The organism is Geobacillus sp. B4113_201601, assembly GCF_001587475.1.
GTDB classification, from domain to species: domain Bacteria; phylum Bacillota; class Bacilli; order Bacillales; family Anoxybacillaceae; genus Geobacillus; species Geobacillus icigianus.
On record NZ_LQYX01000019.1, the window covers coordinates 1 to 23,726 of the forward strand.

Genomic DNA, 23,726 nt, shown 5'->3' on the forward strand with positions numbered 1-23,726 from the left:
CCCCTGCATCATACCAAGAGGGCTTTTTTTGATCAAGTCCCCGGAAAAGCTCCTAACGGGAATGCTCCTTTTTTAAAGGGTTGAAAATTTGGTAAAAAAATTTGTGATACCTGCTGCTGGGGATTGCCAGCCAAAAACAGAAGGCATACCCCCTACCGTAAAAAAGAGCAAAAGAAAAAAGACCGTCAATTGTTGACCGTCTTTGTTAATCAATATTTAATCGTTTTGCTTCACGATATATCGTTGCTCGACTTATTTTCGTGATCTCGGCTATCTCATTAACTGTCATCCCATTTTTGTCACGATTACGGAATAATTCAAGTGCATATTGTAGACCTTTATTATGCTCTGTATACTTCTTTGGTCTGCCTTTATAGACACCTCTTTGCTTTGCTAATGCAATACCTTCAAGCTGTCTTTCACGTATCATATCTGCTTCAAATTCTGCGATACCAGCAAGAATTGTTACCATTAACTTTCCTATTGCTGTAGTAGTATCTACCTTTTCACCACCCATATTTAAAACAACAAGTCCGACACCTTTTGAATTAAGATATTCTATTGTATTCAAAGCATCTTTTGTACTTCTGGCAAAGCGATCTAGTTTAGTTACTACAATCACATCGCCTTCTTTAACTGTTTCTAAAAGTTTATTGAATTGTTCACGATTATCCTTTTTACGTCCACTTACTTTTTCCTTAAATATCTTTTCACATCCAAACTCCTCTAACTGTTTCAATTGCGCTTCTAAATTTTGACCAGATGATGATACCCTTGCATATCCATATTTCATACGACTACACCCTCCTATTTTTGATACATGTATTTGATACATCGTTAAGCCTATTATATCAATATCTCAAAAATGTATCAAGAGGGTGTAGTCAAATGATACAAATTGATTAAAATTTTTTAACTCATTCCTCTTTGCTGCCTTCTTCTTTCTTCAACATATCCAGCAATTCGTTATAATCTTGATCATCATTGTTCGATTCTTCAATAACAAGTGTTTTCTGATTGAGTCCAGCTTTCTCAAGTGCGTTCGTCAAAGCATTCAACTGGGCATAGACTGTCTTTGTATTCTTTATATTGCCACGTGCAATATCAACAATGATCTTTGAAAGATCACGTGAGTTAATACGCAATGTTCGCAACGCTTCCTTTAAACTTTCTTGTGCAAGCATGTCAATATACTCTTGAGCATCTTCACGTTTCAAAAGTTTATAGATAGATGATCTGTTTTTATATCCACACTCATGAGCGATCTCTTCAACTGTCATACCGCCTTGATAATACAATTGTATTGCCTTCATTTCACGTTCGTTTAACATATCTTTCACCCCCTTTGGCATGTGTAACAGTGTGCACGGGTTTGCACTCATTTTTCATTTTCCCATCATCTCACATCACATAAACATATAAGCATACACTTATATATTTAAAAAATAAAACAACACCTACTCAATCCCAACTACCTTCTTCACATCATCAATTACCTTCTCGGCTTCCCTTTTAGCAATCTCATATTCCCTTGCCAACTCTTCGCACTTCTTTTCATCTTTTCGATATATCTGCATATACCACTTCAGCATGAACATTCGATCAGTCCATATATTCACAGATGGCGTATCAATCTTCACAGTATGTTTGTATTTACATCTAACGCACTCATAATAATGATGATAAACAGGATCGCCGTAATAAAAACCAACCATATCCTTCTTAATTTTCTTTACCTTAAATGTTGTTGGGCAGCGTTCACATTCAACAAATTTGAATGCCATTTATTTGTCACCAGCCACACATCATATAAACATATAATCATACACTTATATAATCAAAAAAATTAACCTCCTAACTCATCCTCACTAATCCATTGCACTTCTGCATCTGAATTCATTATTACTCCTGTGTTCATCATCCTTTTCAAATATTCCTCATCAAAATTATCTTTAACGATAAACAATGACGCATTTTTAGGAACTTCCACAATTTCACTATCTTTAATATAAGTAATCTGCTCTTTCATTAACATTCATCTTATCCCTCCAATGTCTTCAATATCTATTCACCAAATAGTGCAATTCCCTTACCAAAATACACTTCACTAAATAATCCAAATCCTCACCATTGCCACTTGCTTTGTATTCTTTAAGACTTAGCCTAATATATCCATCAAATTCAATATCATCGCCTTTATATGTAAAATGAACAGTTACACCTTCATTGTGATAAATAACTTCCTCAATATTAATCATCACTTCACCCCACAAAAAGACTTACACTCAAAGCAATAACACTTGCCAATACAACACTCAAATATCTGTTTTTATTCTCTCGGCTTTCATCACTGAACAAGCCCATGCCAAACAACACGATTAAAATAAACAATAAAATTTGAAATGCAAGTAACATTTTCTTCCCTCCAAATAAAAAAGCACCCGATAAAACGGATGCTTTAATTAAATCATTTCAAGCTTTTACAACTTATTCAAAGTCTCTAAACGATTTTAATACTTTAACATTGCTAAGTATCGTTTTAACTAATCGATTTACTTCTTCTTTAATTTCTGGATTGTTTTTAATGGCGATATCTTTTAATATCTCAATATCTGCCTCTATTTCTTTGACAGCATTTAAAAACATTTGTTTTTTCTCATCATTACTTAAAATTTTAGCTTCCATCACATTCCCTCCCTTCCGTCTACTCAATTCAACGAAAAGGTAAGGAATTCCTTCTACATCATCAAAATCTTGGTGGACTCGGCAGGACTTGAACCTGCGACCTTCGGATTATGAGTCCGCTGCTCTAACCAACTGAGCTACGAGTCCAAAAAGAAAAAGACAAAACACCTTCACATCATGTCAATAAGTATCATCGTCAAAGCCGACAAAACAATATAAACAGGAAACGCATCAATCACCCAATCCACATACATCTCAAACACTTGCTTCATTTTGCTGATCATTTTGTTCACCTTTCTTTTGTTCTTCATATTTTCGTCTACACTCTATACTGCAAAATTTCTTATTCTCATTAACTATGTATTCATCACAAAACAAGCATTTCTTCACGATATGTCCATCGGTTGCGATTTCTTCAAACACAGAATACAAGTCATACCTACGCATAAAATTATGTATTTTCGTATGCTGCCCTTTTTCTAAAACAAGCAAGTTTTCTGGACGATTATCCGCAGGATTCATATTAAGATGATGCACTTCCTCGTTATCCCTTAACGGTCTACCCAACATCTTTTCAGCTACAATGACATGCTCATATACATATCCTTGCCACTGTCCACGCCTAATGGCTCGCGGATGGTTAGGCATATATACAAGTATGTATCCATTGGATATTTTATCCTTCTTTGTTTTTGGTTTCGTATCGTTCGTCAATCTTATTCACTCCAATCCAATCATCAAACACACATTGCCCACATTCCATCTGTCCAGCTTCTTCATATTTGATATATATTCCGCATTTCTTACAAACAAAATAATCAGGAATCTGTATCATCACATCACCTTTTCCCATTCGATTCGAATTTCTCTGTCTTCAATCATCCGTTTAGCAACAAACTGATAAAACCCATCATCAAACGGAACATCATTTTCATCACACCGCAAAACATATTCAATATACGCTTTTGAATATTCGGGATAGCCCTCGAAATAACTTTTAACATTCATTTTGAAGATTTTGTCTGCAAATAACCACGCTTCCGTTTCTGTATCAAAATGCTTTCGAAAATCTGGATTCCATTCATGCGTTTGTTTATCCCAAAAGTAGATATCATTCATGTAGAAAAATCGCTCTAAAAAATCACCCCACGCAGTCAATGCGTTGACAAAAGAACGAAACTTTTCATTCTGTGCAATCCTTGCAGCCATTTCCTTTTCAATAAATCCTTCAACGTCACATTCGTTATACGGCACAAACACATATTCACCATTCACAAGAAACACATGATGTTCAGGAGGAGCAACGATCATTCCTCGTCAGCTCCTTTCTTGAACTCCGGCACTTCAACTTTTGGCATCGAAAAAGTACGCAATGTATTTACCTTTATCACATCTTCCATCGCTTTATCCATCGCTTTTGCAAGCTTTTCTTTATCAACTTTTTCAAGAGCCTCTTGTAATTTCGGATTAGGTTTCCATGCTTCAATCAACGATTTATCTGCCGGTTTCCATTCCTCAACATTGATCTCTTTTTTCACTTCTTGTTTCGACTCAATCAACATCTTCACTAAGCGCTCCAATTGCTCCAATCGCTCATGAACCGACCGAATATCTTCTTCAAATCGCAAAAGGAAACGTTTCGCAAGTCCATCATAGAGTTGATCATTTGCACCTCGTGAAGCATGATACATGAGTTCTTCAAATTTTTCGTAATCCATTCTCATCGCTTTTTCTCCTTTCGTTTATTAATTTGTTTTTGTTTTTCTTCGTGCTGTTTTTGATACTCTCTAAGCAACTCATCAAATGTCTTTTTCCTTTTCTTACGCTCAAATTTCATTCAATCACTCCGTTTAAAAAAGATGAGGCAGGAAACGAATCCTGCCTTTGAAAGGGGTGGTGATATGACTAATAATGATTTGAAAATACTGGAGATATGTATAAATGGGTTTACAGTATGGTGTCTATGCATATCTTTTACGAGCGTGCAATAGACGGGCACTAGCATTTCACTAGCGATGCGCTCAAGTCACTTATCGCCAATAAGTGTGTACACACTAACATGACGTATATGTGTGCATTCAATCTACGAAAAACAATGATATTCCGAACAGTTCTTCAATCTTTGCAGCTGTCTTTTTTGATGGCTTCCGTTTTCCGTTTTCAATCATGCTATACATTGCTTGTGTAACTCCAATTTGTTTTGCTACATCTTTTTGTGTCATACCAAGAAGGATTCGTACTTTTTTGATTTTGTTCATCACCTCACTCACCGCCTTTGATACAATCTATACAATGTTAACTTTTATAACCAACACATCAAAAAAGAAGAAAACGGCCGGAGCGTTACCGACCGTTTCAAGGAGAAAGAAAATGTGGAGGAATTTTAAATACCAATCGTTGCTGATGTAGATAAGAATTGAAAGAGAACTATTCCCGAAATGGCAAAAGGATATAAAGAAATGAAGCTGATGAAGTTATTCGTAAAGCATTCTTTGATATGCAAACCACAAAAGAATCTCGTATTGCTGAAGTTGAAGAAGTAGCTAAACAAAAAGTTGAAACAAAAAAGGATGGCAAGTTATTTCATATAACCAACCATCCTCTATATATAATATCGTAAAAAATACAACTAAAATTTTTAATTTAACATATTTTAACTAATTAAGTCAATAACTTTTTCATGTATTTCTCGTTCAACAATCGTTTCACTCGTTCTTTTCAATGCTTTTTCAGCCCCAATCAAATACTGCACCAATGACTTATTCACGATACGGACGAATTTTTCTTTTTCTTTCTTCGTTGTGACTTCTTTTTCACCTCTCCAGTATGGCATAAACCATTTCAGATCTCCAACACTCATATAATCAAATAACGCATCTAATACACCCGTACTCAAGTCCTTTTTGTTTTCATGCGCCAATTCAAATGAAATATCCTCTTCTTCATTCTCACGCAAGAAATTCATCGTATATGTATAGAGCATCGCTTCATCATCTGTGACATGCTCCAAAATATTTTTCGTATACTTCACGAATGTTTTAATTGTTTGATATGTATTTGTCTTCATCATGACACGATATGTACGAAAATGGAGATACTCTGCTTTAATTCGATTTAATGCGGACTGGAATATTTTTGATACATTTTGCTGTGAACCGCCCATCTTTTCTGCAATCTTTTGTTGTGTCCAGCCCGATTTCATATATGTATATACTTCAAGCTGTTTCTTAGAAAGAATACTCTCCAGTCCACCAACAAACTCTAAAAATTTCTCATATGTTTTAGCTTCTTCACCTTTTAGCCATTCCTGATACATCTGCCAATCAGAAATATTCACTTCATCATCTTTGTCACTGTGTGATACCACTTCATTTTCTGATACAATATTCATATGATGATTCCGTTTCAATTCATCAATCACAATATATCTCATTCTATCCTCTGCCCAACTGATGATTTCAGATGGGCTTCTTTTTGTATCAGCCGTTTCAAACACTTCTACAATTGCATGAAGCAAATACTCATTTAAATCTTTTCGATCTACATCTTTAAAATATTTCATTTCCATTCGCTTCATGATCGCATTCAATTTTTGATCTTTTGTGAGAACATATCTAACTTCATCCCATTGACCCTGCTCATTTTGCTCACGAACCGTTTCATACACAATAAAATCATTCATTACTTCTTTATTTTCACGGTAAGCTACAATCCAATCTTTTAAAGTTTTCATCATCAACCATCCTCCATTTATTTAAAATTTTTCTCTTTCTCACCCCAAAATCCCATACAACAACATCAACAAATATCTGCTTTCTTCTTGCCGTTGTCATTGTCATTCTGATTACATTTGCCATTGCTCATCTTCTCCTTTACTCATTTTTGATTTATATTGCGCTATTCTTATTCGCATTGTGAATGATCGATCGATCGCTAACTGCTAGTCATTTGTTCATTTTGCATCTGAATTTATCATATGGTTGCTGATTGCTTTTCATTGCCCTTTGCGCTTTGCTTCCATTTGAATATTGTTTGCTAGTCCTATGCTGGACTTGAAATCTGCAACTGGTGTCCCCAACTTTGGGGAGACCACTCATTAACGACAAGAAGAAAGCGAATTATTTACCCTCATAGTCCATCACCCCTTTCAAATGTTGACATGCTGTTTACAATGTGATCCAGTGAAATGCAACGGAAGCTTAACGCTTCCTGCATTTTCACTTTCCTTTCTCTGCCTACGCAGTCGAAAGATTGGCTCACCTTTTTAAATTGAGTAATTGCAAAATGAATGATATAATTGTACTTATAGGATTATATTTACTTGTTTTGAATGACTGAAAAGAAAAATTGTTATTAAAAACGTCTAAATCCCTTGTCGCTCTAGGCGTTAACGGACTTTCTTGACATATTAGACCTATTTTTTGCATTTTTCTTTATCAATGTTCCAAAAGTATTGATACATAAGGATTTTTTAAAGTTTGTGAAAAATTTATATACGATGTTTGGAAAGTGTTGATATATCAACGTTTTTAACACTTTCTTGACATTCACATAGTTAATTTTATATCCATTTTGACGAGAAAAATTTTATAACAAAATCGCTGAAGCCCTTGTGGCTGTAAGGCTGAAGCCACTTTCTTGACATCAGTGCTATAAAATATATAAGACACAAAAGTGACGTACGTCATTTTTGGAGTAGTAAGATTGCTTGCAATCTACTACGTTCCAATTGTAAACGGCATGTCAACTTTTATTTATAGGCAATTAATTGCTTATATAATGTTATGGAACTACAAAGTATTTTTGTTGCTCTTTTAACTTCAATTTTTGGAAATTAGGATGCTTTTTCACCCGATTCCAAACGATTGTACCAAATTGCATTTGAATATCTGATTTATATATTTTCTTTTGTCCATCTTTTACAAGGGTATGTATGTATTGTACGATTTGATCAATTTTAGTCGGCTCTTTTCGAGTCGATTTTTCTTTTTGTTCCTCTTTTGGCTTAATGGTTTCTGTTAGCTTTGCATTTTTTATTTGTCCAAGCACTTTTTGCACAATTTCTTCATCTTTTGTGACGATATAGAATTTCCCTTTTGGCTTCGGATTGCGCTGTACCCTTTTTAGTGACTGGTATATTTCGGCAGCTATATATCCTTCTTGAATTGCCCGGAATTTATCGTTTTTAAATTTGCCGTTCCTGTCAACTTGCAGGCTGTTTTTTCCCAATGTCTTATCTGCATATTGCATGTAATGGATAAGATAATGAGCGTTCGGAATGTTTGGTGTACCAAGAATCCATGCATTATCGAAATCTCTATATATGTTCTTGCCAATGAGATTGCCAAACCATGAGATGGCGTATGATTGTCCATTGTAGTCAGGATCAGTTTCCTTTTCTTTTTCTCTCCAAACATCATCACCAAACACTTTTTTCATATGCCCATAAAGCGTATCCGCATATTTCTTATGTATGACTAACAACGTTTTTTCTCCGTCAACATGCCGTTCTCGTATCATTTGCATGATTTTTTCGAAGTATTTCTTTTGATTCGCTCCAATTGCACTTTTTGAGGTATTCATTTTTACATGAAAGAATTGGCTTGCTGAATGATCAATTAACCGTGTTTGGCGTTGCAATTTAAATTTGTCATGTACTTCGTAAACTCCATCTATTCCTGCCGATGCATCAAGGATGATATTATTTTTGAGTCCCCAGTGTTTGTGTCGCCTGTTTAACGTATAGAGTTCTTTGCTATTGTGAAGAGTTAGCACATTCTTGTCATAGAAAAGCGTGACTGTATCAAGAAAATGCTCTAATTTCCGTTTCGTTTCGAGATCATTTGCTTTTCGGATTTCTGTTTGCATCATTTCATTGAATTGTTGAAGTAGCCCCTTTTCGATGACTGGATATACTCTAGTGCATGACGTAGAAGTATTTTCAGCTAATTCATTCAACGTATGACAAGCTTCATCGAATAGTTTTGCATTTGCGTATGATATGTATTTTCGTACGTCTGAATAGTATTGATACGAATATGTATATACTGGAAAATTGATTTTCTCATCAATAATCAATGTATGTCTATCGCGTGTGAAGATGGCTCGTTCTGCATCGTTTTCGCATAGATCGATATAGCGTTTGTGACTGATGATGATGACTAGTTTTGATTGCAATTCCTTTGCGTTCTTCTTCCACTTTTGCCAGTTTTCTGACGTGATGACGACAACATGATCACGAAGGAAACTACCTTCTTGAATCACTTGTGCCGAGCGCTCTGATTCATCATTAAACCTTTTCACAATTAGAAATTTGCGGTCAAGATTCCACTCATTGAGATATTCTCGAATGATAATGTCTGTATATCGGCTTTTGCCTAGTCCTGCTTCAAAATTGACGACTTTGAACGTATCCTCGCCTGTTTCATCCTCAAGTATCAATTTGCGAAGGTATTCGATTTTTTGTATGTATTTATTGCCGTATACATTTGAATAATCGTCATTTGGAATAATCATTTTAGTTTCCATGCCATCACCGTCCTTCCATTTTCTCGATGAAGGCATGAAACTCACGATCATGCTTGTATTGCAACATCACTTTTCGAATTGCATCTGAATTTTTGAAAAGGAATACCTTCTTTTTCTGTCCCGTTAAATCTGGCTCCACACCAAGCAAAACAAAACCTCGACACTGAAGATAGATAGCTAGTTTTCTCGAATGGATAATTAACGTTTCCGACATATAATTCCCCCTTTATTTTTCTATAAAATCAAGTTTTTATTTACGGTTGTCATGCGTTTCGATATATCGTCTATAAGCTTCGAGATTTTCCTTTTTCAAATCCATTTTGCCATTTTCGTATTGAGAAATAGCAGCTTGTGAAATCCCAATCGCTTCCGAAATCTCCTTTAAGCGAATTTTACGCTCTTTTCTCATCAACATGTAGATATGACGTTGTTTAAGATTCATTTTGAATCCCTCCTTGTGAAAATTTTAAGTGATTTAAATGTAAAAAAATATGTATATGTCAAAGTTGGTTAAGGTCAAAGTATATGTATTAAATTAAATTGCTTTTTTCTTCGGTCTACCACGTTTCTTTTTCTTCACTGGCTGTTGATTCGTCTTATGTATGAGATCGTCAATCGTAAGTAATATCTTTTCTTGCTTCTTCGTCACAAAATGCTCTGGATGTTGAAGCGGTGTTTTCATGTTCTTCCAATCATTGAAAAATTGCTTGATCGATCGCTCCCAGTACGTTTGAATCATTACTTCCCTCCTTTCAATTTTTAAAAATTTATTGTTGACACCCCCATGCTTATGCTGTACAATATAGTCAGAATCAAAATTTATAATGCTCTCACTATGCATTTCTGAAGACATGAAGGTGTCAATCCAATCTTAACACAGGTGAAATATACCTGTCAATAGTTATATCGGAAAAATTACAATTAATTTTAGTTATTTTTTATAACTTTTATGTTAAATTTTAGTTACAAATATTACAGTTTTATTACAAAGATGCGTTGAAGAACGTGTCTTTTTTACTTTTTTACAAGTCTTAATTTCGGCTTCATGCGTTCTAATTTCACTGGCTGTAAATACTCATCATATGTTGCTTTGTACATCGGCAATTTTCCCTCAAAGATTTCATCAATCTTATCGAGCATTCGTTTCCGCAATTCAGGATCACGGTCTTTTGCAATCATCACTGAATCGAATATCATTTCCCCAAATGTATCGTTCCATTCATCTTCAATTTTGTCTACAAAAACAGCATCTAAAAATGTATCACGGTCAATGCGCTCTGGAAGGTTGCGAATAGTATCTTGACTGCGTTTTGAACGGTCTAGCGTTAAAAGACTCAAGAATTCGTTCTTTGAAATAGTTGCATCGCCAATGAACATATAGTCGAGATATTTACGAAAATCAATTGTACCAAGTTCAATCGTTAGTGCTTCAAGTACTTGATAATGGAGATCGTGAAGCGTTTCGAGTGCTTGCATAGTGCGTTTATTTTTCTTCGGCTTTGCTTTGATACATTCGATAAGTGTTTTAAGTTCTCCGAGATCATCAATCAGCTTAGCCCGCAATCGTTTAAATTGTCTATGTAGCTTTTTATATTGCGGCCATATCCGTTTCAAATATACAATGACGTTGAAGATTGAATATGAATCGGCATTTTCAGCATAATATCGAACCATGTGCCATTTTTCTTCTCGACCTTCCATCATCATTTCCAACATTTCCTTGAATGCTTCTGGTGACATTTCCTTTTTGTTCATCATGAGAAGGTACGTCATCATTTTTTCGTAAATAGTTTGCTCGTAGAAAAGAATATCTCTGTTTGCACTCATGATATGCTGGTGAAAGTTTATGATGTCCTGTTTAATTTTGGATTCGATTGTATATAGTTCATTTTTTAGCTGAATTGCGTTCATTTAGATTCCCCCATTTTCTTATTTTTTCGTTTATACTCATCAATCAATACTTGTCCATCATCGCAGCTTAAAAACTCAATGTATTCATCAATATCGTCCCATGCGATTAGAAAAAGGTTATCTGATTGCATTAAATCACTTTCCCCCCCTTTAGTTAATAATCGTATCAGAGTTCGCTTTTTCAGAAAGTAATACAATAAATCTGCCAATGTACTTATCAAGATCACCATTTGTATTTTTCTTTTGCAACCAATCAATAAATTGCTCGTTAAGTCCATTCTCGCTAACAAAATCGACTATTAATTGTCTCCAAGCTTGTACTTCTTTTTCTAACTTTTCAATTTCTTCGAATTCGTCATAATCATAGTCGTCTAAACCATCTTCTAAATCAATATCATCATATTCTTGCTCTAATTTTGAAGTAGAAACTACAATATTTAAAATTTTTTCTCCATCCTCATCCCATTCACGAATAACTAATTCAGTATCAAACTCATCTTCGTTGTATGGATAATATTCGAAATCAACTACATCTTCACGGTCTTTTACATATTGATCATAAATTCCTTTTAAATAATTCTCAGCTTCCTCTCTGGTATCAAATATTAATTCATCTACAAGACCATCTTCACCTTTTACATATTTGCTTACATTTACAACATATTTACTCATACATTTTCCTCCCCCGAATTAATTTTTAACTGAACATCATACCTACAACCGCCCCATCCTACAACAATGGCATCACCTCCTCAAAGTTTAACCTTTCTTGACTTTGACCTAATTTGATTATAATTTGACCTTTTTTGACTTTCAAGGCTTCTTTTAAAATTTCTAAAAATTATTTAGTTGTCAAGGAGCATGAAAAATCCTACATCCCATTTTTAATTTCCTCAATTAAACACTTAACTTTTTCAAGATTTTTGTAAAACAACTGCGGAACGTGGGAACATCCGAATAATTCATCCTCTAATTGTTTAAGAACCTTTAATGCCTCAATGTTTCTTTCACAAGCTGCAATATACGCTTCAAAATTCATGCGAATAGCTTTGTTTATCTGCTCATCGTCCCCTTCAACAAAATTTTTTAGTTTTGCTTTGTACAAAATGATTTCAATTTCAAGACGATCTATTTTCGTTAGTGATTCCTTTTGTAATAAATAACTTTTTTCCTTAGGAATATTGAATAATTCACAAAGTTTTTCTAAATGATGTTTAGGAATCGGTCTTCTGCCTTTTTTCCAATCATTGATTTGCGGAGCTGGTATTCCTAAATATTCAGCAACATCTTTATTTTTTAATTTCCAAAGCGAGAAAAAATAATCTAATGCGTGCATACAAAAACTCCTTTGACTAATTATTAGTCATCCTACTTAAGTAAAATATAATACAATGACTAATTATTAGTCAACCCTGTTTTTAAAATTTTTTAAGGAACAAGACCGCCTTATTTTGCTTATATTGCTCGTAAATGATGAAGCGGTATTAAATCATTACTCTATCTCACAAAACGCCGTACGGGGCAAATATGAGCATTCTATGCGTATTGAGCAAGTCGCCGGCGTAGTTCTTCGATTTCCTCTGGCGATACTTTTTCTTGTTGTTGCTTTTTCACGTCTGCACAAAACCGCTCGAATCTCTTTTGATGTTCAGCAAACCAATCAGGAAGTGCTTCTGTGCGAATCGGTTTTTTCTCTACACTTTCTATTTCGTCTTTTTCCGGCTGGCGTGAATGACCGATTTGCTCAAATTGGGCACGAGCAATGCTGTAAGCAAGAGCGCATATTTCGTCCGTTTGCATTTGCCCTTTTCTCTGCATGAAATATGCTTTGAGCGATACAAATGTAGCAATAGCGACTCTTTTCCGATCAGCATGATTAATGATGTCACCGAATCGTTTAACGGCTTTTCTAAAGGCAAGCGTGACACGATTCCATGCCGATTTGATCATTTCAGCGTTGAAAAGGCCGTTTGCGATTCGATTTACTTCTTTTGAAACGAATTTGACAAATGTCCCCTTTTTAGAATGATTAACATTTAGATGATTATTATTTTTATTAATATCTGAATTCGGTAAATCATAAGGTAAAGTCGAACTTTGCTCGTTTAAACCCTCTACAATTCTAGTATTTTCGACACTTTCAGCTTGTGCATGAGCTTGTTCATCATCATGCGAAAAAAATAATGTCTGCCAATATTGTTTGAAGTACGGATGTACAGTGAAGAAGATGACTGCTTTTCCTCGACCGTTTTGACGGATACTTGAACGCCATATGCGGCGAATAACTCCTTTCCGTTCAAGAAACAATAGATAACGTCTAACAGTCGATGAATCAATATCATAACGTTCTCCAACGTGATATGAGCCGGCATAAACAAAGCCACGTTCTACAGAAAGAAAGCAAAGATATTCAAGGGCAGATTTTGTCTCCTGCTTCATTCTGTGCCACTTTTCACCGATGGCTTGAATGATGGATTGGAGCATGTCCATTTTGAGGCGATTACGATCTGCTTCTTCCGTGACGGCTGGACGGTATTGAAGAATTTGTTTGAATTGATGGTGTTCGATGATGGTGTGTTTGCGCATGATATTCATTCTCCCTTTTACAAACATATGTTCGGTGAGAATGAATATACAACCCCTAAAATACACCTTGTATATTTTTTAAAATTTGGTGTATAATTGTATTAGGTTTGATATTGGGAGTATATTCATTCTCTTGAATCGGCAAGGTGTTGCAGCACCCTGCCGATTTTTCTTTTAATGCTTAATTTAATTTGCAAAAGATAGTGCCTCGAATACTTCTTCAAGATCACGTTTCATTTCATCGAGAAAAGAAGTATCTTTCCCAGCTTCATTTGCAATACGAATATCCCGATTGATGTTCTGAAGTTGTCCCCAAACCGCTGATTTTAACGTTGCAAGCTCTTTGTCAGTGAGTTTTACCGTTTTCATTTGACTACTCCTTTCTTTACCCTTGCTTCAAGCCCAACATAGAGTGGCCATCCATCATTTGAAATAGTGCTGACTGCATCGCTATACGTGATCGGATGATATTTTTTGCCGTCAAAAACTTCGATGATATACGAATCATCAAGCAGAATTTCATCGTTTTCCGTTTCGAGCGAAACTGTATTATTCTCGATGATGAGCATACCGAGTGTATAGTTGTCGAGAAAAGCGTCTATTGTACGGACTGTTTGTTTAATGTGATCAGATAGAATCATGTTTGATTATCATCTCCTTAAAAGGTTGTCTTTGAAAACAATTATATTCAAAAACGCCTCACATCCTTTCGACTGGATCATGCTATTATGTTTGGTCATGTTCGGAATGGCAATCAAGAGCAGGACAGAAATCACCGCCATGACAATCAGCATTTCAATTAAGGTGAATCCCTTTTCTTTCATGATTCCTCCTCCTCGCCTCATTTGGAATATAGCAACGGACGGATTCTTTTGAGAAGAACGGACAGGAGACGGAACAAAGCCCGTTTTTTCAGGAGAAAGAGGGGAAGGCGGCGCCCGTGCCCAGCAGCCGCCAGACGCGGGAACATCGTGTCGCTTCATCGCGCACCTCGTCACCATTCACTCAACATCGAAAACATCGGCAGCAAAATCGCCAAATACAAGCCGATAATCATTGAGCCGACGACCGCCAACAGCAAAGGCTGCACCCGTTTCAACGCCGATTCCATTCGCCGTTCCATCATCTGCAGCAAAAATTCGCTGTAATGCTCGAGCTCTTTCCCCAACTCGCCGCTCGATTGGCCGTGGCGGATGACCAGCGCCAGCTCAGGCTCATAGCAGCGGGCGGCGCCGATCAGCTCATCAAGCGGCCGCCCTTGCCTCAGCCCGTCGCGCATGCGCTGCCCTTCCATCTGCAAAAACGAGGGGGACGACGGCTCGCTGAACGCATCAAGCGCATCGTAAACAGACAACCCCGCTTGCAGCAAACGCCCGAGTTGACGCGCCACAAGTTGGGTCAGGAACATTTTCAGAAAGGAGGCGAACCATGGTATGCGCAGCATCCAGTGGAGTTGACGAGATAATGGCCAGCGGCGAAGGTAAACGGCGGAAATGAGAGCGGCGAGCGCTGCCAACAAGGCGATAGCGGCTAGTGCGGCGGGGAAGTGGGCGATCACGTCCAGCAGCTGAGCGGTATGCCCGCGTTGAGCGGAAAACGAGGCGGCCGCCTGCTCGAACTGCGGCAGCAACCACCATTCAACGATCGCAAGCATGACCAGCAGCAGGAGAAAGAGGAAAAGCGGATAGCGGGTGAGGCGGCGCAGCTGCTCTTGGAAGCGCGCCTTCTGGGCCAGCATTTCCCCCGCTTCCATCAGGCCGCGCGGCAAATCGCCATTCCGCTCGGCGAACGTGAGCAGGCTGACGGCGAGGCGATCAACGGACAGCGCCTCCATGGCGGCGGACAGCGGCAAGCCATCGCGCAGCCGCTGCAAACAACGCTCCAGCTCCAAACGGCGCGGCGCTGAAGACTGAATGGCCAAAAACTCAAGCGCTCGTGCGAGCGGATACCCCCGCTCGAGCAGCCGGCCAAGCCGAGTGAAAAACAACGCCTGCTCGGCCGGCGGCCATGCTGTTTTTCTCATCGTTCATCCCCTCCGACAAGTTCCAGCGTATGTGACGGCAAGTAGCCGAGAGCCATCCCTTTACGGACAAGGCGGGCCAGCGTGAGGTAAGCGGGGCGGCGTTTTCGGCTTTCGCTAGTGAGCGAATCGATCACCTCACCCAATGCGGCGCCGTAGAGCAGTTCATGGATCGCGGTTCGCCGCCGGCGCCCAAGGCGGCGGCATGACAGGTGGCAGGCGTCGCCGCACAACGGACAGCGGAGCTCAACGAGGCGCTGGGCAGAAACGGCAAGCAGCGTCTCAGCCAAATCCCGAGGCGAAACGCCAAACTCGCGCAGCCGATAAACGGCGCCGACCGCATCGGCGGCGTGCATCGTGGACACGACGAAATGGCCGCTCAGGGCGGAACGGACGGCGATCACCGCCGTATCTTGATCGCGGATCTCGCCGACCATCAACACGTCAGGATCGTGGCGCAGCGCCGCTTTCAACCCTGACGCGTACGTCATGCCCGCTTTTTCATTGATTTGCACTTGCAAAAACCGGTCGTTTCGTTTTTCGACAGGATCTTCAAGGGTAATCACATTGCGTTGTCTGTTGGCTTGGCACCAATCAAGGAGAGTGTACAGCGTCGTCGTTTTTCCGGAGCCGGTCGGCCCGGTCAGCAAGACGAGTCCTTGCGGTTGCTGCATCAAAGAAATCAATCGCGCGGTGGAATGCGAAAATAAGGAAAGTTCGCGAAGCGGCAGCGAAAAACGCTGCGGCAGCAGGCGGATGACGAGGCTTTCATCGTAGAGGGTCGGGAGCGTGGATAAGCGCAAATACACCGTTTCCCCCTGTTCATTCACTTCCATGGCGCCGCTTTGCGGCCGGCGTCGCTCCCCGATATCCATACCGGCCAAAAACTTAAAGTGAACGATGATCCGTTCCGCTGTCTCCTTTGTCAGCGTGCCAATCTCCGTCAGCCTACCGTCAAGGCGGAGGCGAACGACGACATCGTAGCGGCGCGGGACAAGATGGAGGTCTGAAGCGCGGCGCCGCACGGCCTCAGCAAGGAGACGGCTAGCGATCTGTTCAATCGGCTCCAGTGCACCATTCCTCCTTTCGATTCGGATGTCGTTTATTTCGACAAGAATCAACCGTTTTCCTGCTAAGAATGAAAAATTTTTTGTGAACGTTTTTTGACATTTCCTTGGCCGGCTCCAAACCGTGACAAAAATCATTTTGCGCCTTGGACCATTTCATTATCATAACTGTATCAATGCTTTATTTAGGAGGGATCGCCGTTGGAATCAACGCTGAAAATTACAAGCGTGCTCTCTGACCCGACGAGGTTTCATATTTACGAATATATGGCCACCATCCGGCGCGACGTCTCGGTGCAAGAAATCGCCGATCAATTTCGCATTCATCCGAACGTCGCTCGTCTTCACTTAACAAAACTGGAAGATGTGAACCTCGTCGTCTCAAACACGCAAAAAACGGGAAAAGGAGGACGGCCCAGCCGATGGTATCGGCTGTCGGATGAAGTGATCAGCTTATGTTTTCCGTTCCGCGATTACCAGCTCCTCGCCCACATCGCCGTTCAAACGCTGGTGGGGCTTGGGCCAAGCGGACAGAAAGTTCTGCGGGAAGCAGGAAAAGAGTTCGGACGCGAGTACATCGCCAACCGCGTAGCGCATAGCGACACTATCGCGGCGCTCCGTTCGGAAGAAAAGATTCGCCTTCTGACAGAAGCGGCCGGATTTCTCCCTCGAGCCCGCCGTGAAGTCAAGGACACAGCCATGTCTTTCGAGTTTTGCAACTGCCCGTTCAAAGAAATCGCCGAAAAACAGCCAGAGACGGTTTGCGGCATGCACCACGCCTTTCTTGAGGGAATGGCTGAGGCGCTGTTTGCCAATGCCCGCCTCATTGAAACGGAAAACATGATGAAAGGTAGCCGCTGCTGCTGTTATCGTCTCACCATCCGCCCGTAGCAGCCTGCTTCGTTCCACCCGCGCCGGGCGGCGAACAGCAATTTTTGCGCCGGCGCCGGAACGCGTTATTTACATTCCGAATCATTGTACATTATAATAAGTAAGGTGGGATTGTCTAGCAAAGGAGGGAGACCGAATGGACCGCATGTTCCGCGTGCTTGCCTTTTGGACCGGCATTTTCGCCGTCATGTTTTACCTTGGCCACATGCATACGACATCGCTCCTGTTTTTTGGCCAAACGATATTTTTCTTGTTCCTCGGCTTTTTAAAACTGACCGAGAGAATGTACATTTACATTTTCGGCGCGTATTTGACGATTTTCTTCGCCGCGTTTACGTATTGGACGACCTTTATGATGGTGCCCGGCATGGGCGAATAAAAACGCGACAGGCGATGTGAGCGGAATCCCCCTGCTAGCGGACAGAACTGAATCGGTCCGCTACCACGGGGATTTTTTACTGAAAAAAATACCGCTGTGCTTTCCGGGGACGAGGAAAGCGATGATGGCCAGACCGCTGAAATGGCTGAGGACATAAAAGCGCCTTTACAAAGGCGCCTTTGGAGAAGAATGAGTTAGGCAAGAACCGGCTTCTATAGAAGTTGCAATAAAGAAGTTCCGATTTTTCGTTTGATAGCGATCGATCCAGCCCCCGTTCTGCCGATCCGCCTCCCCATGCTCTTGTCAAGCGAGAAACTCCGGAGCCGCCCAAAGTTCTGAGCTGGGCAGCTTGATGCCTTTCTGCATCATGAGCACATCGAAAAAGCGGCTGATTCCGTCATCGGCGATCAGCGAGCGCATCACCCGATGCCGCCGAGTCGACGACGAAAACAACCCGGCCCCTTCCGAACGGCCCCATTCGTCCAACAACCCGACCGCTACTAAAAACCGATCTTGGCGGACGAATGCCACTTCTTCCCAACCGGCCTTCCGAGCGTATAAGCGGAGCGCATCCCAATGCACGTGGGACGTCAAATCCATCTCCCCGGGATGGCGGAGCGGATCGGGGACCAACCGGTGCCGAACATAACCGCGCAAGCTCCCTCCCCGCCGGGCCGGAGCGCGAAGCTGTTCATCCGTCCATCCGTAATCGATGGCCACCATGGCCGCGCGGCGAAAGCGCGGGCCGACTTCCGCCCAAAACTGTTTCAACGCGAGCGGCACTTCAAAGCGCTGGCCTTCAGCCAAGGAGAAGCCGCGCTCCTGCAAGTCCTCGATGATCGCCGCATCGTCGAGCGGCACCGTTTCCTCGACAAGTCGACCGTCACGGGCGGCGACGAAACACTCGTACAAAACCCCGTTCCGCTTTTCAATGACCCGGACAGGAAACGCATCGAAAAACTCATTGCAAAACACGATGCCGGAAAACGGCCCACACGCGTCGAGCCAGCCGGCCATATCGCGGTATTGCCGCACGCGGTCCGAAAGCGGCTGCAACGTTTCCTGCTGTCGCCGGCGATGGAACGGGCTTCGGTCGATGATCGTGTACGAAAGGTCTTTGTATGTAGCTGGACTTTTTCGTTTCCATGCTTGCAAAATGGCCAAGGCCAACCGCCCATCGCCTCCCCCCCATTCACAAACGGCTGGCGGCAGTCCCCCTTTCTCGACAAGCCGCAGCAAAAACGAAGCGATCGCCTCCCCGAACACGGACGCAAACGAGCTGTTCGTCAAAAAATCGCCCTCCCTGCCGATTTTCGTCCGCTCGCGCATGTAGTAGCCAAACCGTTCGTCATAAAGAGCCAACTCCATATAATCCGCATACGAAACGCGCCCATGAGGCGCCGCGGCAATTTCCTTATACAGCTCATTCATTTCCTTTTCCTTCCTTTTCGGTTGCTGTTTTCCCTATTGACATCGTAAAAACAATGGTATATCGTTTATAGTAGCAGCTTATTGATATCCCCTCCCATAATTGTGGGTAGAACATCCCCCAAAACCCTTCTTGGCGCAGCCGGGAAGGGTTTTTTGTCTTGAGGAGCAAGGCGGCCGCTAGTTTCCACCGACGGTCGCCTCTTTCCACCGCCAGCCCCGAACGAATGGGGGGAGGGAAGCACGCCGGCAGCCGGCGGCAACGCGCCGACGAACACGCTCCCGCTTTCCCGCGAGCCGGGAGAATCGCTGGATGCGGTCATGAAAAACCGTGCAAAAACGGATTCGTATCCATTTCCGCGCCAATCGTCGTCTCAGGCCCGTGCCCCGACAAAACGACCGTCTCCTCCGGCAGCGTCAGCAATTGATTATGGATGCTTTTGAGCAGCTGATGATGATCGCCGCCCGGCAAATCGGTGCGACCAATGCTCCCGGCAAACAGCGCATCGCCGGAAAAAACGATTTGCGCCGCCGGGCAATAGTACGAAACACTGCCTGGCGAATGGCCGGGCGTTTCGCGGACGTCAAAGGCAAACGGACCGATCGTTAGCGGCAGCGGCCCTTGCAAGCTGATCGGCGCGCAGCGGACCGCGATCGAGCTCCCGAAATAAAGGGAGCCGTTCAACGCTGGATCGGGCAGCCATTCCGTTTCATTTTTGTGCACATAGACGGGAATCTCCCAACGAGCGAGCACGTCCGGGATGCCGCCGATATGGTCAAAATGGGCATGCGTCAGCAAAACCGCCAGCGGAGTGAGCTGTCTTGCTTCGATGTGCCGAACGAGCGCCGCCCCTTCCGCTCCCGGATCCACAATGACGCACGAACCGTCTTCCGCCGTCAAAAGATACGCATTCGCCTGAATCGGGCCGACAGGAATGCGCGTCCACTTCATCGTCGTCCCCTCCTCGTTTCGCATGAATGAATGTCCAATTTCAATAATGGTTCACCTTGTTGATCCATCGGGCTTGATTGGAGCGATGGTATGCATGTTTTAGCTTTATTTTACTCGTTTTTTCCGCCCAAGCAAAGGAAAAAATAAAGGGGAATGGACCTCGACAAACGAAGGAAAAAAGGCTACAATAATGGAGAAGAAAAGCGTTTGTACATACTGTGCCATAAGGGGGGAAACAGATGGGTACGGTCATTATTTTCGCGCTTGTAACGCTTTTGGCTATTTATGGATTATTCCGCACATTGCGCGAAAAAAATGTACTTGGATTGTTGTTTAGCCTTGCGACTATCGCTGTATTCGGTTGGTTTACGTACAAAACGATCGTCCATCACGGAATTCCGACAGGGATGCACTGAAACGCAAGAGGCCCGGATCGCCTCTTGCGTTTTTTATGCCATTTGAAGCAGCGCGCTAAACAGTCCGAGGCTGTCGCGGTAAATCTCGTCAAATTGCGACAGCGGCAGCGGGTTGGTTCCCTCGCCGAGTTCCACCGTATAGCCGCGCCGCCGCCGCGTTTGAATGAACCAATCGCGATAACCGGCATGGCTGTCAATGTAGCGAACCGCTTGATAGCCGCTCGCGGCCGCCATCTCCTTCACGGTCGCTTCCGCTTCCGGCGGCTCGAGCCCTTCATATCCCCAGTAAATCTCCTTCCCTTGGGTATGAAACGCCACCACCATCCAAAAATCTTCTGCTTCCGTCAGCGCCGCCATCGCTTTCGCTTCCGGCTCAGTCAGCGGGGCAAACCCGGGAAAATCGCGAGGCGCCGGCGCTTTTGGCAGTTTGCGCGCCTGCTCAATTTCCCAGTTGGCGGGAAATTGGTTATTTAAGTCGACGCCGCGGATATTCGCTTTCCATTGCGAAAAATCCAACGTCCCCCCGTTGATGCGGACGGTCTCACTCCGATGCGGTTCCTCGGCCGGCGGACCGTTCAAGACGAGGTTGACCCCGTCCGGGTTGACCATCGGCACGACTGAAAGCGTGATCTTATGATAATAGTCAAGCGCGCGGCGGCCGGCAAGCTCACCATCGTGAACAAGCGCCCGCACGTACTCATCGATAAGCGCCATCACCACCGCGGATGTAATCCATTCATTGGCGTGAAATGATCCGTTTACATGCACGCGCACCGGACCGCGGCCGATCTGCAGCTCCACCAACGGCAACCCCAATACACTATGGCCGATCGTTCGCCGGCGCACAAACGGATAATGGCCAACGAGCGCGTCGATATCTTCGGTCAAGGCGGCAAAATCGTAGGGACGGATGCACTGGACGACCCGGGTCGATATTCGCTCCGGCAGCGGCGCTGCCCCATTGATGACCGCCATCGCTCCCGGCAGCCGTTGCAGCGCCTCAACAGGCAGCGACAAGCAGCGGGCGAGCGCGTCCCACTTCTCCATTGTCCGATAGCCCGGGATTTCGATCGTCTGCCCTGGCTGAAGTCCCTGCTTCTTGATGTGCGGATTGGCGTCAACGATCAGCTCAGTCGGCACCGAAAACCAGCGGCCGTATTGCTCAAATGTGTCGCCATACCATGCTTCTAGGCGCATGCCCCGTCTCCCCTTCCGACTCCTTTATTTCCAGCATATGTCGGTGGGAGCCAAAAAATGAAAACAACAGCCGGCCGTGAGCCAGCTGTTGCCATGTTTATCCCTCGATCAGCGTTTTCGCCAGCCAAGCGCCACCAATGACGCCGGCGTCATTGCCGAGCGTCGCCAAAACGACCTCCGCTCCGGCGGCGACGCGCGGGAAAGCAAATCGGCGAAAGTGGTGGGCCACGCGCTCAACGAGAATGTCACCCGCCCGCGAAACGCCGCCGCCGATCACGATTTTCTGCGGGTTGACGACGTCAGCCGCGTTCGCCAACGCCAAGCCAAGGTAGCGCATCACTTCGTCAACGACCTCAACGGCGAGCGGATCACCCGCTTTGGCGGCATCAAACACCGCCTTGGCCGAGATATCTCCGCCGTGCAGGACGCTTGGCCGCTCGGCAACGGCCAATTTTTCGCTGGCGATTCGCACGATGCCCGTCGCCGATGCGATCGTTTCCAGACAGCCGGTTTTGCCGCAATTGCAAGGCGCGCCGCCCTCCGGAATCATCGTCATGTGGCCGATCTCTCCACCGGCGCCGTTCGTCCCGCGCACGATAGCCCCGTTGGCGATGACGCCGCCGCCGACACCGGTTCCCAGTGTCACAAATAACAAATGGCGGGCGCCGCCGCCGGCTCCTTTCCACATTTCCCCAAGCGCAGCGATGTTGGCGTCGTTATCGACCGCCACCGGCAAGCCAGTCGCCGCTTCGAGCTCTTGTTTTAACGGATAATTCGTCCATCCTAAGTTAACCGTTTCATACAGCATTCCGCTTTTCTCTTCCACCGGTCCGGGCGCGCCGATGCCGATGGCCAAAAGCCGTCCGTTCCCACCGCCGGCTTGATCCTGTCTCTCGCGAAGCGAACGGACGATATCGGCGACGATGTGGGCGCCGCGCTCCGCCTTGTTCGTCGGAATTTCCCACTTGTGCACAATGTCGCCGTCCAGCGTGACGAACGCCATTTTGATGGTCGTGCCGCCAAGGTCAATGCCTGCCAACCATTGTTCCATTGTTGCCTCATCCTTTTTTCATTCGTTTTTCCCGCTCGAGCTGCGCTTCATGCCGCAAAACGAACAGCGCGGCCTGCAGTTGTTTGACATCGATCAGCTGCGATTCGTACAGCTCTTTCACTTCCTCTTCCATCAACTCTAAATCGGCGAGTCGATCGCCGACATAAATGATCGTGCCAAACTGTTTCAGGAGCTGTTGTACGTCATATACCGTTTTCATCGCTCGTTCGACTCCTTTTTCCCCTTTTAATGTAGCGGCAAACATCGGCCGCCGTCAAGACAAAAAAGGACGCAGGCGCTGTTCAAAACGCCTGCGTCACCGGTCGGGATCGCGCGGGTGAAGAATGGCCGGCCGCCGGTTTTTCAGCGGCATCGGCGAGCAGCATATCGATCCCGATCTCAATCATAAGAAGCTGGGCAAAAACCGGGATGTCGCCTAATTTCGCCTTGCCTAAAAACGGCAGCGGCTCCGGCAGCAGCCCCGTCATGAACAAATACCAACGCGGCAGCAAAAACACCGATGCCCAGACAGCCAAAAAGCGGACAAGCCGCAAATACGCGCCGACGATCGGTTTGTTCCGGTATTCCTCGGCGTGCTGCAAAGGAATTTCATAC

At 43.6% G+C, this 23,726-nt stretch carries 33 protein-coding genes, 1 tRNA gene and 2 pseudogenes; 3 read left to right on the forward strand and 33 right to left on the reverse strand.

The features are described 5' to 3' along the window. Positions 1 to 205: 205 nt before the first annotated feature. The 27 genes and pseudogenes from B4113_RS02660 to comGA all read right to left on the reverse strand — a co-directional run bounded on the left by B4113_RS02660 (position 206) and on the right by comGA (position 16,800). Entirely contained in the window at positions 206 to 793 is a 588-nt protein-coding gene (locus B4113_RS02660) for a recombinase family protein (protein WP_061912188.1), read from the reverse strand. A gap of 124 nt (positions 794 to 917) precedes the next feature. After that, a complete protein-coding gene (locus B4113_RS02665; protein WP_061912189.1) occupies positions 918 to 1,331 on the reverse strand; it encodes a helix-turn-helix domain-containing protein in 414 nt (137 codons plus the stop codon). A 126-nt stretch (positions 1,332 to 1,457) separates the two neighbouring features. Then, positions 1,458 to 1,784 carry a hypothetical protein gene (locus B4113_RS02670; protein WP_061912190.1) on the reverse strand — a complete coding sequence of 109 codons (327 nt, stop codon included), beginning with the start codon at positions 1,782 to 1,784 and terminating at the stop codon, positions 1,458 to 1,460. A 62-nt stretch (positions 1,785 to 1,846) separates the two neighbouring features. Further along, a complete protein-coding gene (locus B4113_RS02675) occupies positions 1,847 to 2,035 on the reverse strand; it encodes a hypothetical protein (RefSeq protein WP_061912191.1) in 189 nt (62 codons plus the stop codon). A 22-nt stretch (positions 2,036 to 2,057) separates the two neighbouring features. After that, positions 2,058 to 2,258 (reverse strand): hypothetical protein, encoded by a 201-nt coding sequence (locus tag B4113_RS02680; protein ID WP_061912192.1) that lies wholly within the window; start codon positions 2,256 to 2,258, stop codon positions 2,058 to 2,060. 4 nt (positions 2,259 to 2,262) lie between these two features. Continuing rightward, positions 2,263 to 2,415 carry a hypothetical protein gene (locus B4113_RS19820; protein ID WP_160331358.1) on the reverse strand — a complete coding sequence of 51 codons (153 nt, stop codon included), beginning with the start codon at positions 2,413 to 2,415 and terminating at the stop codon, positions 2,263 to 2,265. A 72-nt stretch (positions 2,416 to 2,487) separates the two neighbouring features. Then, positions 2,488 to 2,685, reverse strand: coding sequence for a hypothetical protein (locus B4113_RS02685; RefSeq protein WP_061912193.1), 198 nt, complete (start codon positions 2,683 to 2,685; stop codon positions 2,488 to 2,490). Between the two features lie 70 nt (positions 2,686 to 2,755). Continuing rightward, a tRNA-Ile gene (locus tag B4113_RS02690) sits at positions 2,756 to 2,832 on the reverse strand. Positions 2,833 to 2,940: 108 nt separating this feature from the next. Continuing rightward, entirely contained in the window at positions 2,941 to 3,399 is a 459-nt protein-coding gene (locus B4113_RS02695) for an HNH endonuclease (protein WP_153017112.1), read from the reverse strand. A 120-nt stretch (positions 3,400 to 3,519) separates the two neighbouring features. Continuing rightward, positions 3,520 to 3,996, reverse strand: coding sequence for a hypothetical protein (locus B4113_RS02700; protein ID WP_061912195.1), 477 nt, complete (start codon positions 3,994 to 3,996; stop codon positions 3,520 to 3,522). Further along, positions 3,993 to 4,409, reverse strand: a complete 417-nt coding sequence (locus B4113_RS02705) for a hypothetical protein (protein ID WP_153017113.1) — start codon at positions 4,407 to 4,409, stop codon at positions 3,993 to 3,995. The genes B4113_RS02700 and B4113_RS02705 overlap by 4 nt, the downstream gene beginning before the upstream one ends. 354 nt (positions 4,410 to 4,763) lie before the next feature. After that, positions 4,764 to 4,943: a helix-turn-helix transcriptional regulator gene (locus B4113_RS02710; RefSeq protein ID WP_061912211.1), complete on the reverse strand. Its 180-nt coding sequence runs from the start codon at positions 4,941 to 4,943 to the stop codon at positions 4,764 to 4,766. A gap of 395 nt (positions 4,944 to 5,338) precedes the next feature. After that, positions 5,339 to 6,418: a hypothetical protein gene (locus B4113_RS02715; protein WP_160331359.1), complete on the reverse strand. Its 1,080-nt coding sequence runs from the start codon at positions 6,416 to 6,418 to the stop codon at positions 5,339 to 5,341. Then, the gene (locus tag B4113_RS19825; RefSeq protein ID WP_160331360.1) at positions 6,381 to 6,542 is read right to left on the reverse strand and encodes a hypothetical protein; all 162 of its coding nucleotides are present in this window, start codon (positions 6,540 to 6,542) and stop codon (positions 6,381 to 6,383) included. Before B4113_RS19825 ends, B4113_RS02715 begins: the two co-directional genes overlap by 38 nt. Positions 6,543 to 7,467: 925 nt before the next feature. Then, complete coding sequence (locus B4113_RS02720; protein ID WP_061912198.1) at positions 7,468 to 9,213, reverse strand: hypothetical protein; 1,746 nt, start codon at positions 9,211 to 9,213, stop codon at positions 7,468 to 7,470. 4 nt (positions 9,214 to 9,217) lie between these two features. Further along, positions 9,218 to 9,427 carry a DUF5659 domain-containing protein gene (locus tag B4113_RS02725; protein ID WP_061912199.1) on the reverse strand — a complete coding sequence of 70 codons (210 nt, stop codon included), beginning with the start codon at positions 9,425 to 9,427 and terminating at the stop codon, positions 9,218 to 9,220. A 36-nt stretch (positions 9,428 to 9,463) separates the two neighbouring features. Next, positions 9,464 to 9,655, reverse strand: coding sequence for a helix-turn-helix transcriptional regulator (locus B4113_RS02730; RefSeq protein ID WP_061912200.1), 192 nt, complete (start codon positions 9,653 to 9,655; stop codon positions 9,464 to 9,466). A gap of 93 nt (positions 9,656 to 9,748) precedes the next feature. Beyond that, positions 9,749 to 9,952 (reverse strand): hypothetical protein, encoded by a 204-nt coding sequence (locus tag B4113_RS02735; RefSeq protein ID WP_061912201.1) that lies wholly within the window; start codon positions 9,950 to 9,952, stop codon positions 9,749 to 9,751. A gap of 275 nt (positions 9,953 to 10,227) precedes the next feature. Next, positions 10,228 to 11,124, reverse strand: coding sequence for a hypothetical protein (locus B4113_RS02740; RefSeq protein WP_061912202.1), 897 nt, complete (start codon positions 11,122 to 11,124; stop codon positions 10,228 to 10,230). 150 nt (positions 11,125 to 11,274) lie between these two features. After that, positions 11,275 to 11,796 carry a hypothetical protein gene (locus B4113_RS02745; RefSeq protein WP_061912203.1) on the reverse strand — a complete coding sequence of 174 codons (522 nt, stop codon included), beginning with the start codon at positions 11,794 to 11,796 and terminating at the stop codon, positions 11,275 to 11,277. A gap of 199 nt (positions 11,797 to 11,995) precedes the next feature. Further along, a complete protein-coding gene (locus B4113_RS02750; RefSeq protein ID WP_061912204.1) occupies positions 11,996 to 12,460 on the reverse strand; it encodes a helix-turn-helix transcriptional regulator in 465 nt (154 codons plus the stop codon). Between the two features lie 200 nt (positions 12,461 to 12,660). Further along, positions 12,661 to 13,710: a hypothetical protein gene (locus tag B4113_RS02755; protein WP_061912205.1), complete on the reverse strand. Its 1,050-nt coding sequence runs from the start codon at positions 13,708 to 13,710 to the stop codon at positions 12,661 to 12,663. 186 nt (positions 13,711 to 13,896) lie between these two features. After that, entirely contained in the window at positions 13,897 to 14,079 is a 183-nt protein-coding gene (locus tag B4113_RS02760) for a hypothetical protein (RefSeq protein ID WP_061912206.1), read from the reverse strand. Further along, positions 14,076 to 14,351 (reverse strand): hypothetical protein, encoded by a 276-nt coding sequence (locus B4113_RS02765; protein WP_061912207.1) that lies wholly within the window; start codon positions 14,349 to 14,351, stop codon positions 14,076 to 14,078. Before B4113_RS02765 ends, B4113_RS02760 begins: the two co-directional genes overlap by 4 nt. 39 nt (positions 14,352 to 14,390) lie before the next feature. Next, positions 14,391 to 14,534 (reverse strand): annotated as a pseudogene (locus B4113_RS02770) (prepilin-type N-terminal cleavage/methylation domain-containing protein); the annotation flags it as partial. Between the two features lie 170 nt (positions 14,535 to 14,704). After that, positions 14,705 to 15,733: a competence type IV pilus assembly protein ComGB gene (comGB, locus tag B4113_RS02775; protein ID WP_033018988.1), complete on the reverse strand. Its 1,029-nt coding sequence runs from the start codon at positions 15,731 to 15,733 to the stop codon at positions 14,705 to 14,707. Next, a complete protein-coding gene (gene comGA / locus B4113_RS02780; protein WP_033019016.1) occupies positions 15,730 to 16,800 on the reverse strand; it encodes a competence type IV pilus ATPase ComGA in 1,071 nt (356 codons plus the stop codon). The genes comGB and comGA overlap by 4 nt, the downstream gene beginning before the upstream one ends. A 198-nt stretch (positions 16,801 to 16,998) precedes the next feature. On the opposite strand from comGA, the gene B4113_RS02785 reads away from it, so the two are divergent. Beyond that, a complete protein-coding gene (locus tag B4113_RS02785) occupies positions 16,999 to 17,688 on the forward strand; it encodes a metalloregulator ArsR/SmtB family transcription factor (RefSeq protein WP_033018987.1) in 690 nt (229 codons plus the stop codon). 136 nt (positions 17,689 to 17,824) lie between these two features. Then, positions 17,825 to 18,067: a DUF2626 family protein gene (locus B4113_RS02790; RefSeq protein WP_033018986.1), complete on the forward strand. Its 243-nt coding sequence runs from the start codon at positions 17,825 to 17,827 to the stop codon at positions 18,065 to 18,067. Between the two features lie 303 nt (positions 18,068 to 18,370). On the opposite strand, the gene B4113_RS02795 is transcribed toward B4113_RS02790, so the two are convergent. Beyond that, complete coding sequence (locus tag B4113_RS02795; protein ID WP_033018985.1) at positions 18,371 to 19,498, reverse strand: class I SAM-dependent methyltransferase; 1,128 nt, start codon at positions 19,496 to 19,498, stop codon at positions 18,371 to 18,373. A gap of 316 nt (positions 19,499 to 19,814) precedes the next feature. Further along, positions 19,815 to 20,447: an MBL fold metallo-hydrolase gene (locus B4113_RS02800; protein WP_033018984.1), complete on the reverse strand. Its 633-nt coding sequence runs from the start codon at positions 20,445 to 20,447 to the stop codon at positions 19,815 to 19,817. 239 nt (positions 20,448 to 20,686) lie between these two features. Here B4113_RS02800 and B4113_RS18415 point away from each other — a divergent pair, with 239 nt between their 5' ends. Then, entirely contained in the window at positions 20,687 to 20,863 is a 177-nt protein-coding gene (locus B4113_RS18415; RefSeq protein ID WP_033018983.1) for a DUF2759 domain-containing protein, read from the forward strand. Between the two features lie 33 nt (positions 20,864 to 20,896). On the opposite strand, the gene B4113_RS02805 is transcribed toward B4113_RS18415, so the two are convergent. The 4 genes and pseudogenes from B4113_RS02805 to B4113_RS02820 all read right to left on the reverse strand — a co-directional run. Further along, positions 20,897 to 22,060, reverse strand: a complete 1,164-nt coding sequence (locus B4113_RS02805) for a M14 family metallocarboxypeptidase (protein ID WP_033018981.1) — start codon at positions 22,058 to 22,060, stop codon at positions 20,897 to 20,899. Positions 22,061 to 22,157: 97 nt separating this feature from the next. Then, on the reverse strand, positions 22,158 to 23,111 hold the full coding sequence (locus B4113_RS02810) for an ROK family glucokinase (RefSeq protein ID WP_033018980.1): 954 nt from the start codon (positions 23,109 to 23,111) through the stop codon (positions 22,158 to 22,160). Positions 23,112 to 23,118: 7 nt separating this feature from the next. Further along, positions 23,119 to 23,331 (reverse strand): YqgQ family protein, encoded by a 213-nt coding sequence (locus B4113_RS02815; protein WP_033018979.1) that lies wholly within the window; start codon positions 23,329 to 23,331, stop codon positions 23,119 to 23,121. A gap of 130 nt (positions 23,332 to 23,461) precedes the next feature. After that, positions 23,462 to 23,713: pseudogene (locus B4113_RS02820) on the reverse strand (spore germination protein); the annotation flags it as partial. Positions 23,714 to 23,726 lie beyond the last annotated feature (13 nt).

Excerpts from the sequence above, each read along its gene's own strand:
- B4113_RS19820 (WP_160331358.1), bottom strand. The coding sequence starts at position 2,415 with ATGTTACTTGCATTTCAAATTTTATTGTTTATTTTAATCGTGTTGTTT.
- B4113_RS02665 (WP_061912189.1), bottom strand. The coding sequence starts at position 1,331 with ATGTTAAACGAACGTGAAATGAAGGCAATACAATTGTATTATCAAGGC.
- B4113_RS02755 (WP_061912205.1), bottom strand. The coding sequence starts at position 13,710 with ATGCGCAAACACACCATCATCGAACACCATCAATTCAAACAAATTCTT.
- B4113_RS02790 (WP_033018986.1), top strand. The coding sequence starts at position 17,825 with ATGGACCGCATGTTCCGCGTGCTTGCCTTTTGGACCGGCATTTTCGCC.
- comGB (WP_033018988.1), bottom strand. The coding sequence starts at position 15,733 with ATGAGAAAAACAGCATGGCCGCCGGCCGAGCAGGCGTTGTTTTTCACT.
- B4113_RS02760 (WP_061912206.1), bottom strand. The coding sequence starts at position 14,079 with ATGAAAACGGTAAAACTCACTGACAAAGAGCTTGCAACGTTAAAATCA.
- B4113_RS02810 (WP_033018980.1), bottom strand. The coding sequence starts at position 23,111 with ATGGAACAATGGTTGGCAGGCATTGACCTTGGCGGCACGACCATCAAA.
- B4113_RS02815 (WP_033018979.1), bottom strand. The coding sequence starts at position 23,331 with ATGAAAACGGTATATGACGTACAACAGCTCCTGAAACAGTTTGGCACG.
- B4113_RS02725 (WP_061912199.1), bottom strand. The coding sequence starts at position 9,427 with ATGTCGGAAACGTTAATTATCCATTCGAGAAAACTAGCTATCTATCTT.
- B4113_RS02680 (WP_061912192.1), bottom strand. The coding sequence starts at position 2,258 with ATGATTAATATTGAGGAAGTTATTTATCACAATGAAGGTGTAACTGTT.
- B4113_RS19825 (WP_160331360.1), bottom strand. The coding sequence starts at position 6,542 with ATGGCAAATGTAATCAGAATGACAATGACAACGGCAAGAAGAAAGCAG.
- B4113_RS02735 (WP_061912201.1), bottom strand. The coding sequence starts at position 9,952 with ATGATTCAAACGTACTGGGAGCGATCGATCAAGCAATTTTTCAATGAT.
- B4113_RS18415 (WP_033018983.1), top strand. The coding sequence starts at position 20,687 with ATGGGTACGGTCATTATTTTCGCGCTTGTAACGCTTTTGGCTATTTAT.
- B4113_RS02805 (WP_033018981.1), bottom strand. The coding sequence starts at position 22,060 with ATGCGCCTAGAAGCATGGTATGGCGACACATTTGAGCAATACGGCCGC.
- B4113_RS02730 (WP_061912200.1), bottom strand. The coding sequence starts at position 9,655 with ATGAATCTTAAACAACGTCATATCTACATGTTGATGAGAAAAGAGCGT.
- B4113_RS02700 (WP_061912195.1), bottom strand. The coding sequence starts at position 3,996 with ATGATCGTTGCTCCTCCTGAACATCATGTGTTTCTTGTGAATGGTGAA.
- B4113_RS02745 (WP_061912203.1), bottom strand. The coding sequence starts at position 11,796 with ATGAGTAAATATGTTGTAAATGTAAGCAAATATGTAAAAGGTGAAGAT.
- B4113_RS02660 (WP_061912188.1), bottom strand. The coding sequence starts at position 793 with ATGAAATATGGATATGCAAGGGTATCATCATCTGGTCAAAATTTAGAA.
- B4113_RS02750 (WP_061912204.1), bottom strand. The coding sequence starts at position 12,460 with ATGCACGCATTAGATTATTTTTTCTCGCTTTGGAAATTAAAAAATAAA.
- B4113_RS02795 (WP_033018985.1), bottom strand. The coding sequence starts at position 19,498 with ATGAATGAGCTGTATAAGGAAATTGCCGCGGCGCCTCATGGGCGCGTT.
- B4113_RS02705 (WP_153017113.1), bottom strand. The coding sequence starts at position 4,409 with ATGAGAATGGATTACGAAAAATTTGAAGAACTCATGTATCATGCTTCA.
- B4113_RS02740 (WP_061912202.1), bottom strand. The coding sequence starts at position 11,124 with ATGAACGCAATTCAGCTAAAAAATGAACTATATACAATCGAATCCAAA.
- B4113_RS02670 (WP_061912190.1), bottom strand. The coding sequence starts at position 1,784 with ATGGCATTCAAATTTGTTGAATGTGAACGCTGCCCAACAACATTTAAG.
- B4113_RS02715 (WP_160331359.1), bottom strand. The coding sequence starts at position 6,418 with ATGAAAACTTTAAAAGATTGGATTGTAGCTTACCGTGAAAATAAAGAA.
- B4113_RS02675 (WP_061912191.1), bottom strand. The coding sequence starts at position 2,035 with ATGTTAATGAAAGAGCAGATTACTTATATTAAAGATAGTGAAATTGTG.
- B4113_RS02765 (WP_061912207.1), bottom strand. The coding sequence starts at position 14,351 with ATGATTCTATCTGATCACATTAAACAAACAGTCCGTACAATAGACGCT.
- B4113_RS02685 (WP_061912193.1), bottom strand. The coding sequence starts at position 2,685 with ATGGAAGCTAAAATTTTAAGTAATGATGAGAAAAAACAAATGTTTTTA.
- B4113_RS02720 (WP_061912198.1), bottom strand. The coding sequence starts at position 9,213 with ATGGAAACTAAAATGATTATTCCAAATGACGATTATTCAAATGTATAC.
- B4113_RS02710 (WP_061912211.1), bottom strand. The coding sequence starts at position 4,943 with ATGAACAAAATCAAAAAAGTACGAATCCTTCTTGGTATGACACAAAAA.
- B4113_RS02800 (WP_033018984.1), bottom strand. The coding sequence starts at position 20,447 with ATGAAGTGGACGCGCATTCCTGTCGGCCCGATTCAGGCGAATGCGTAT.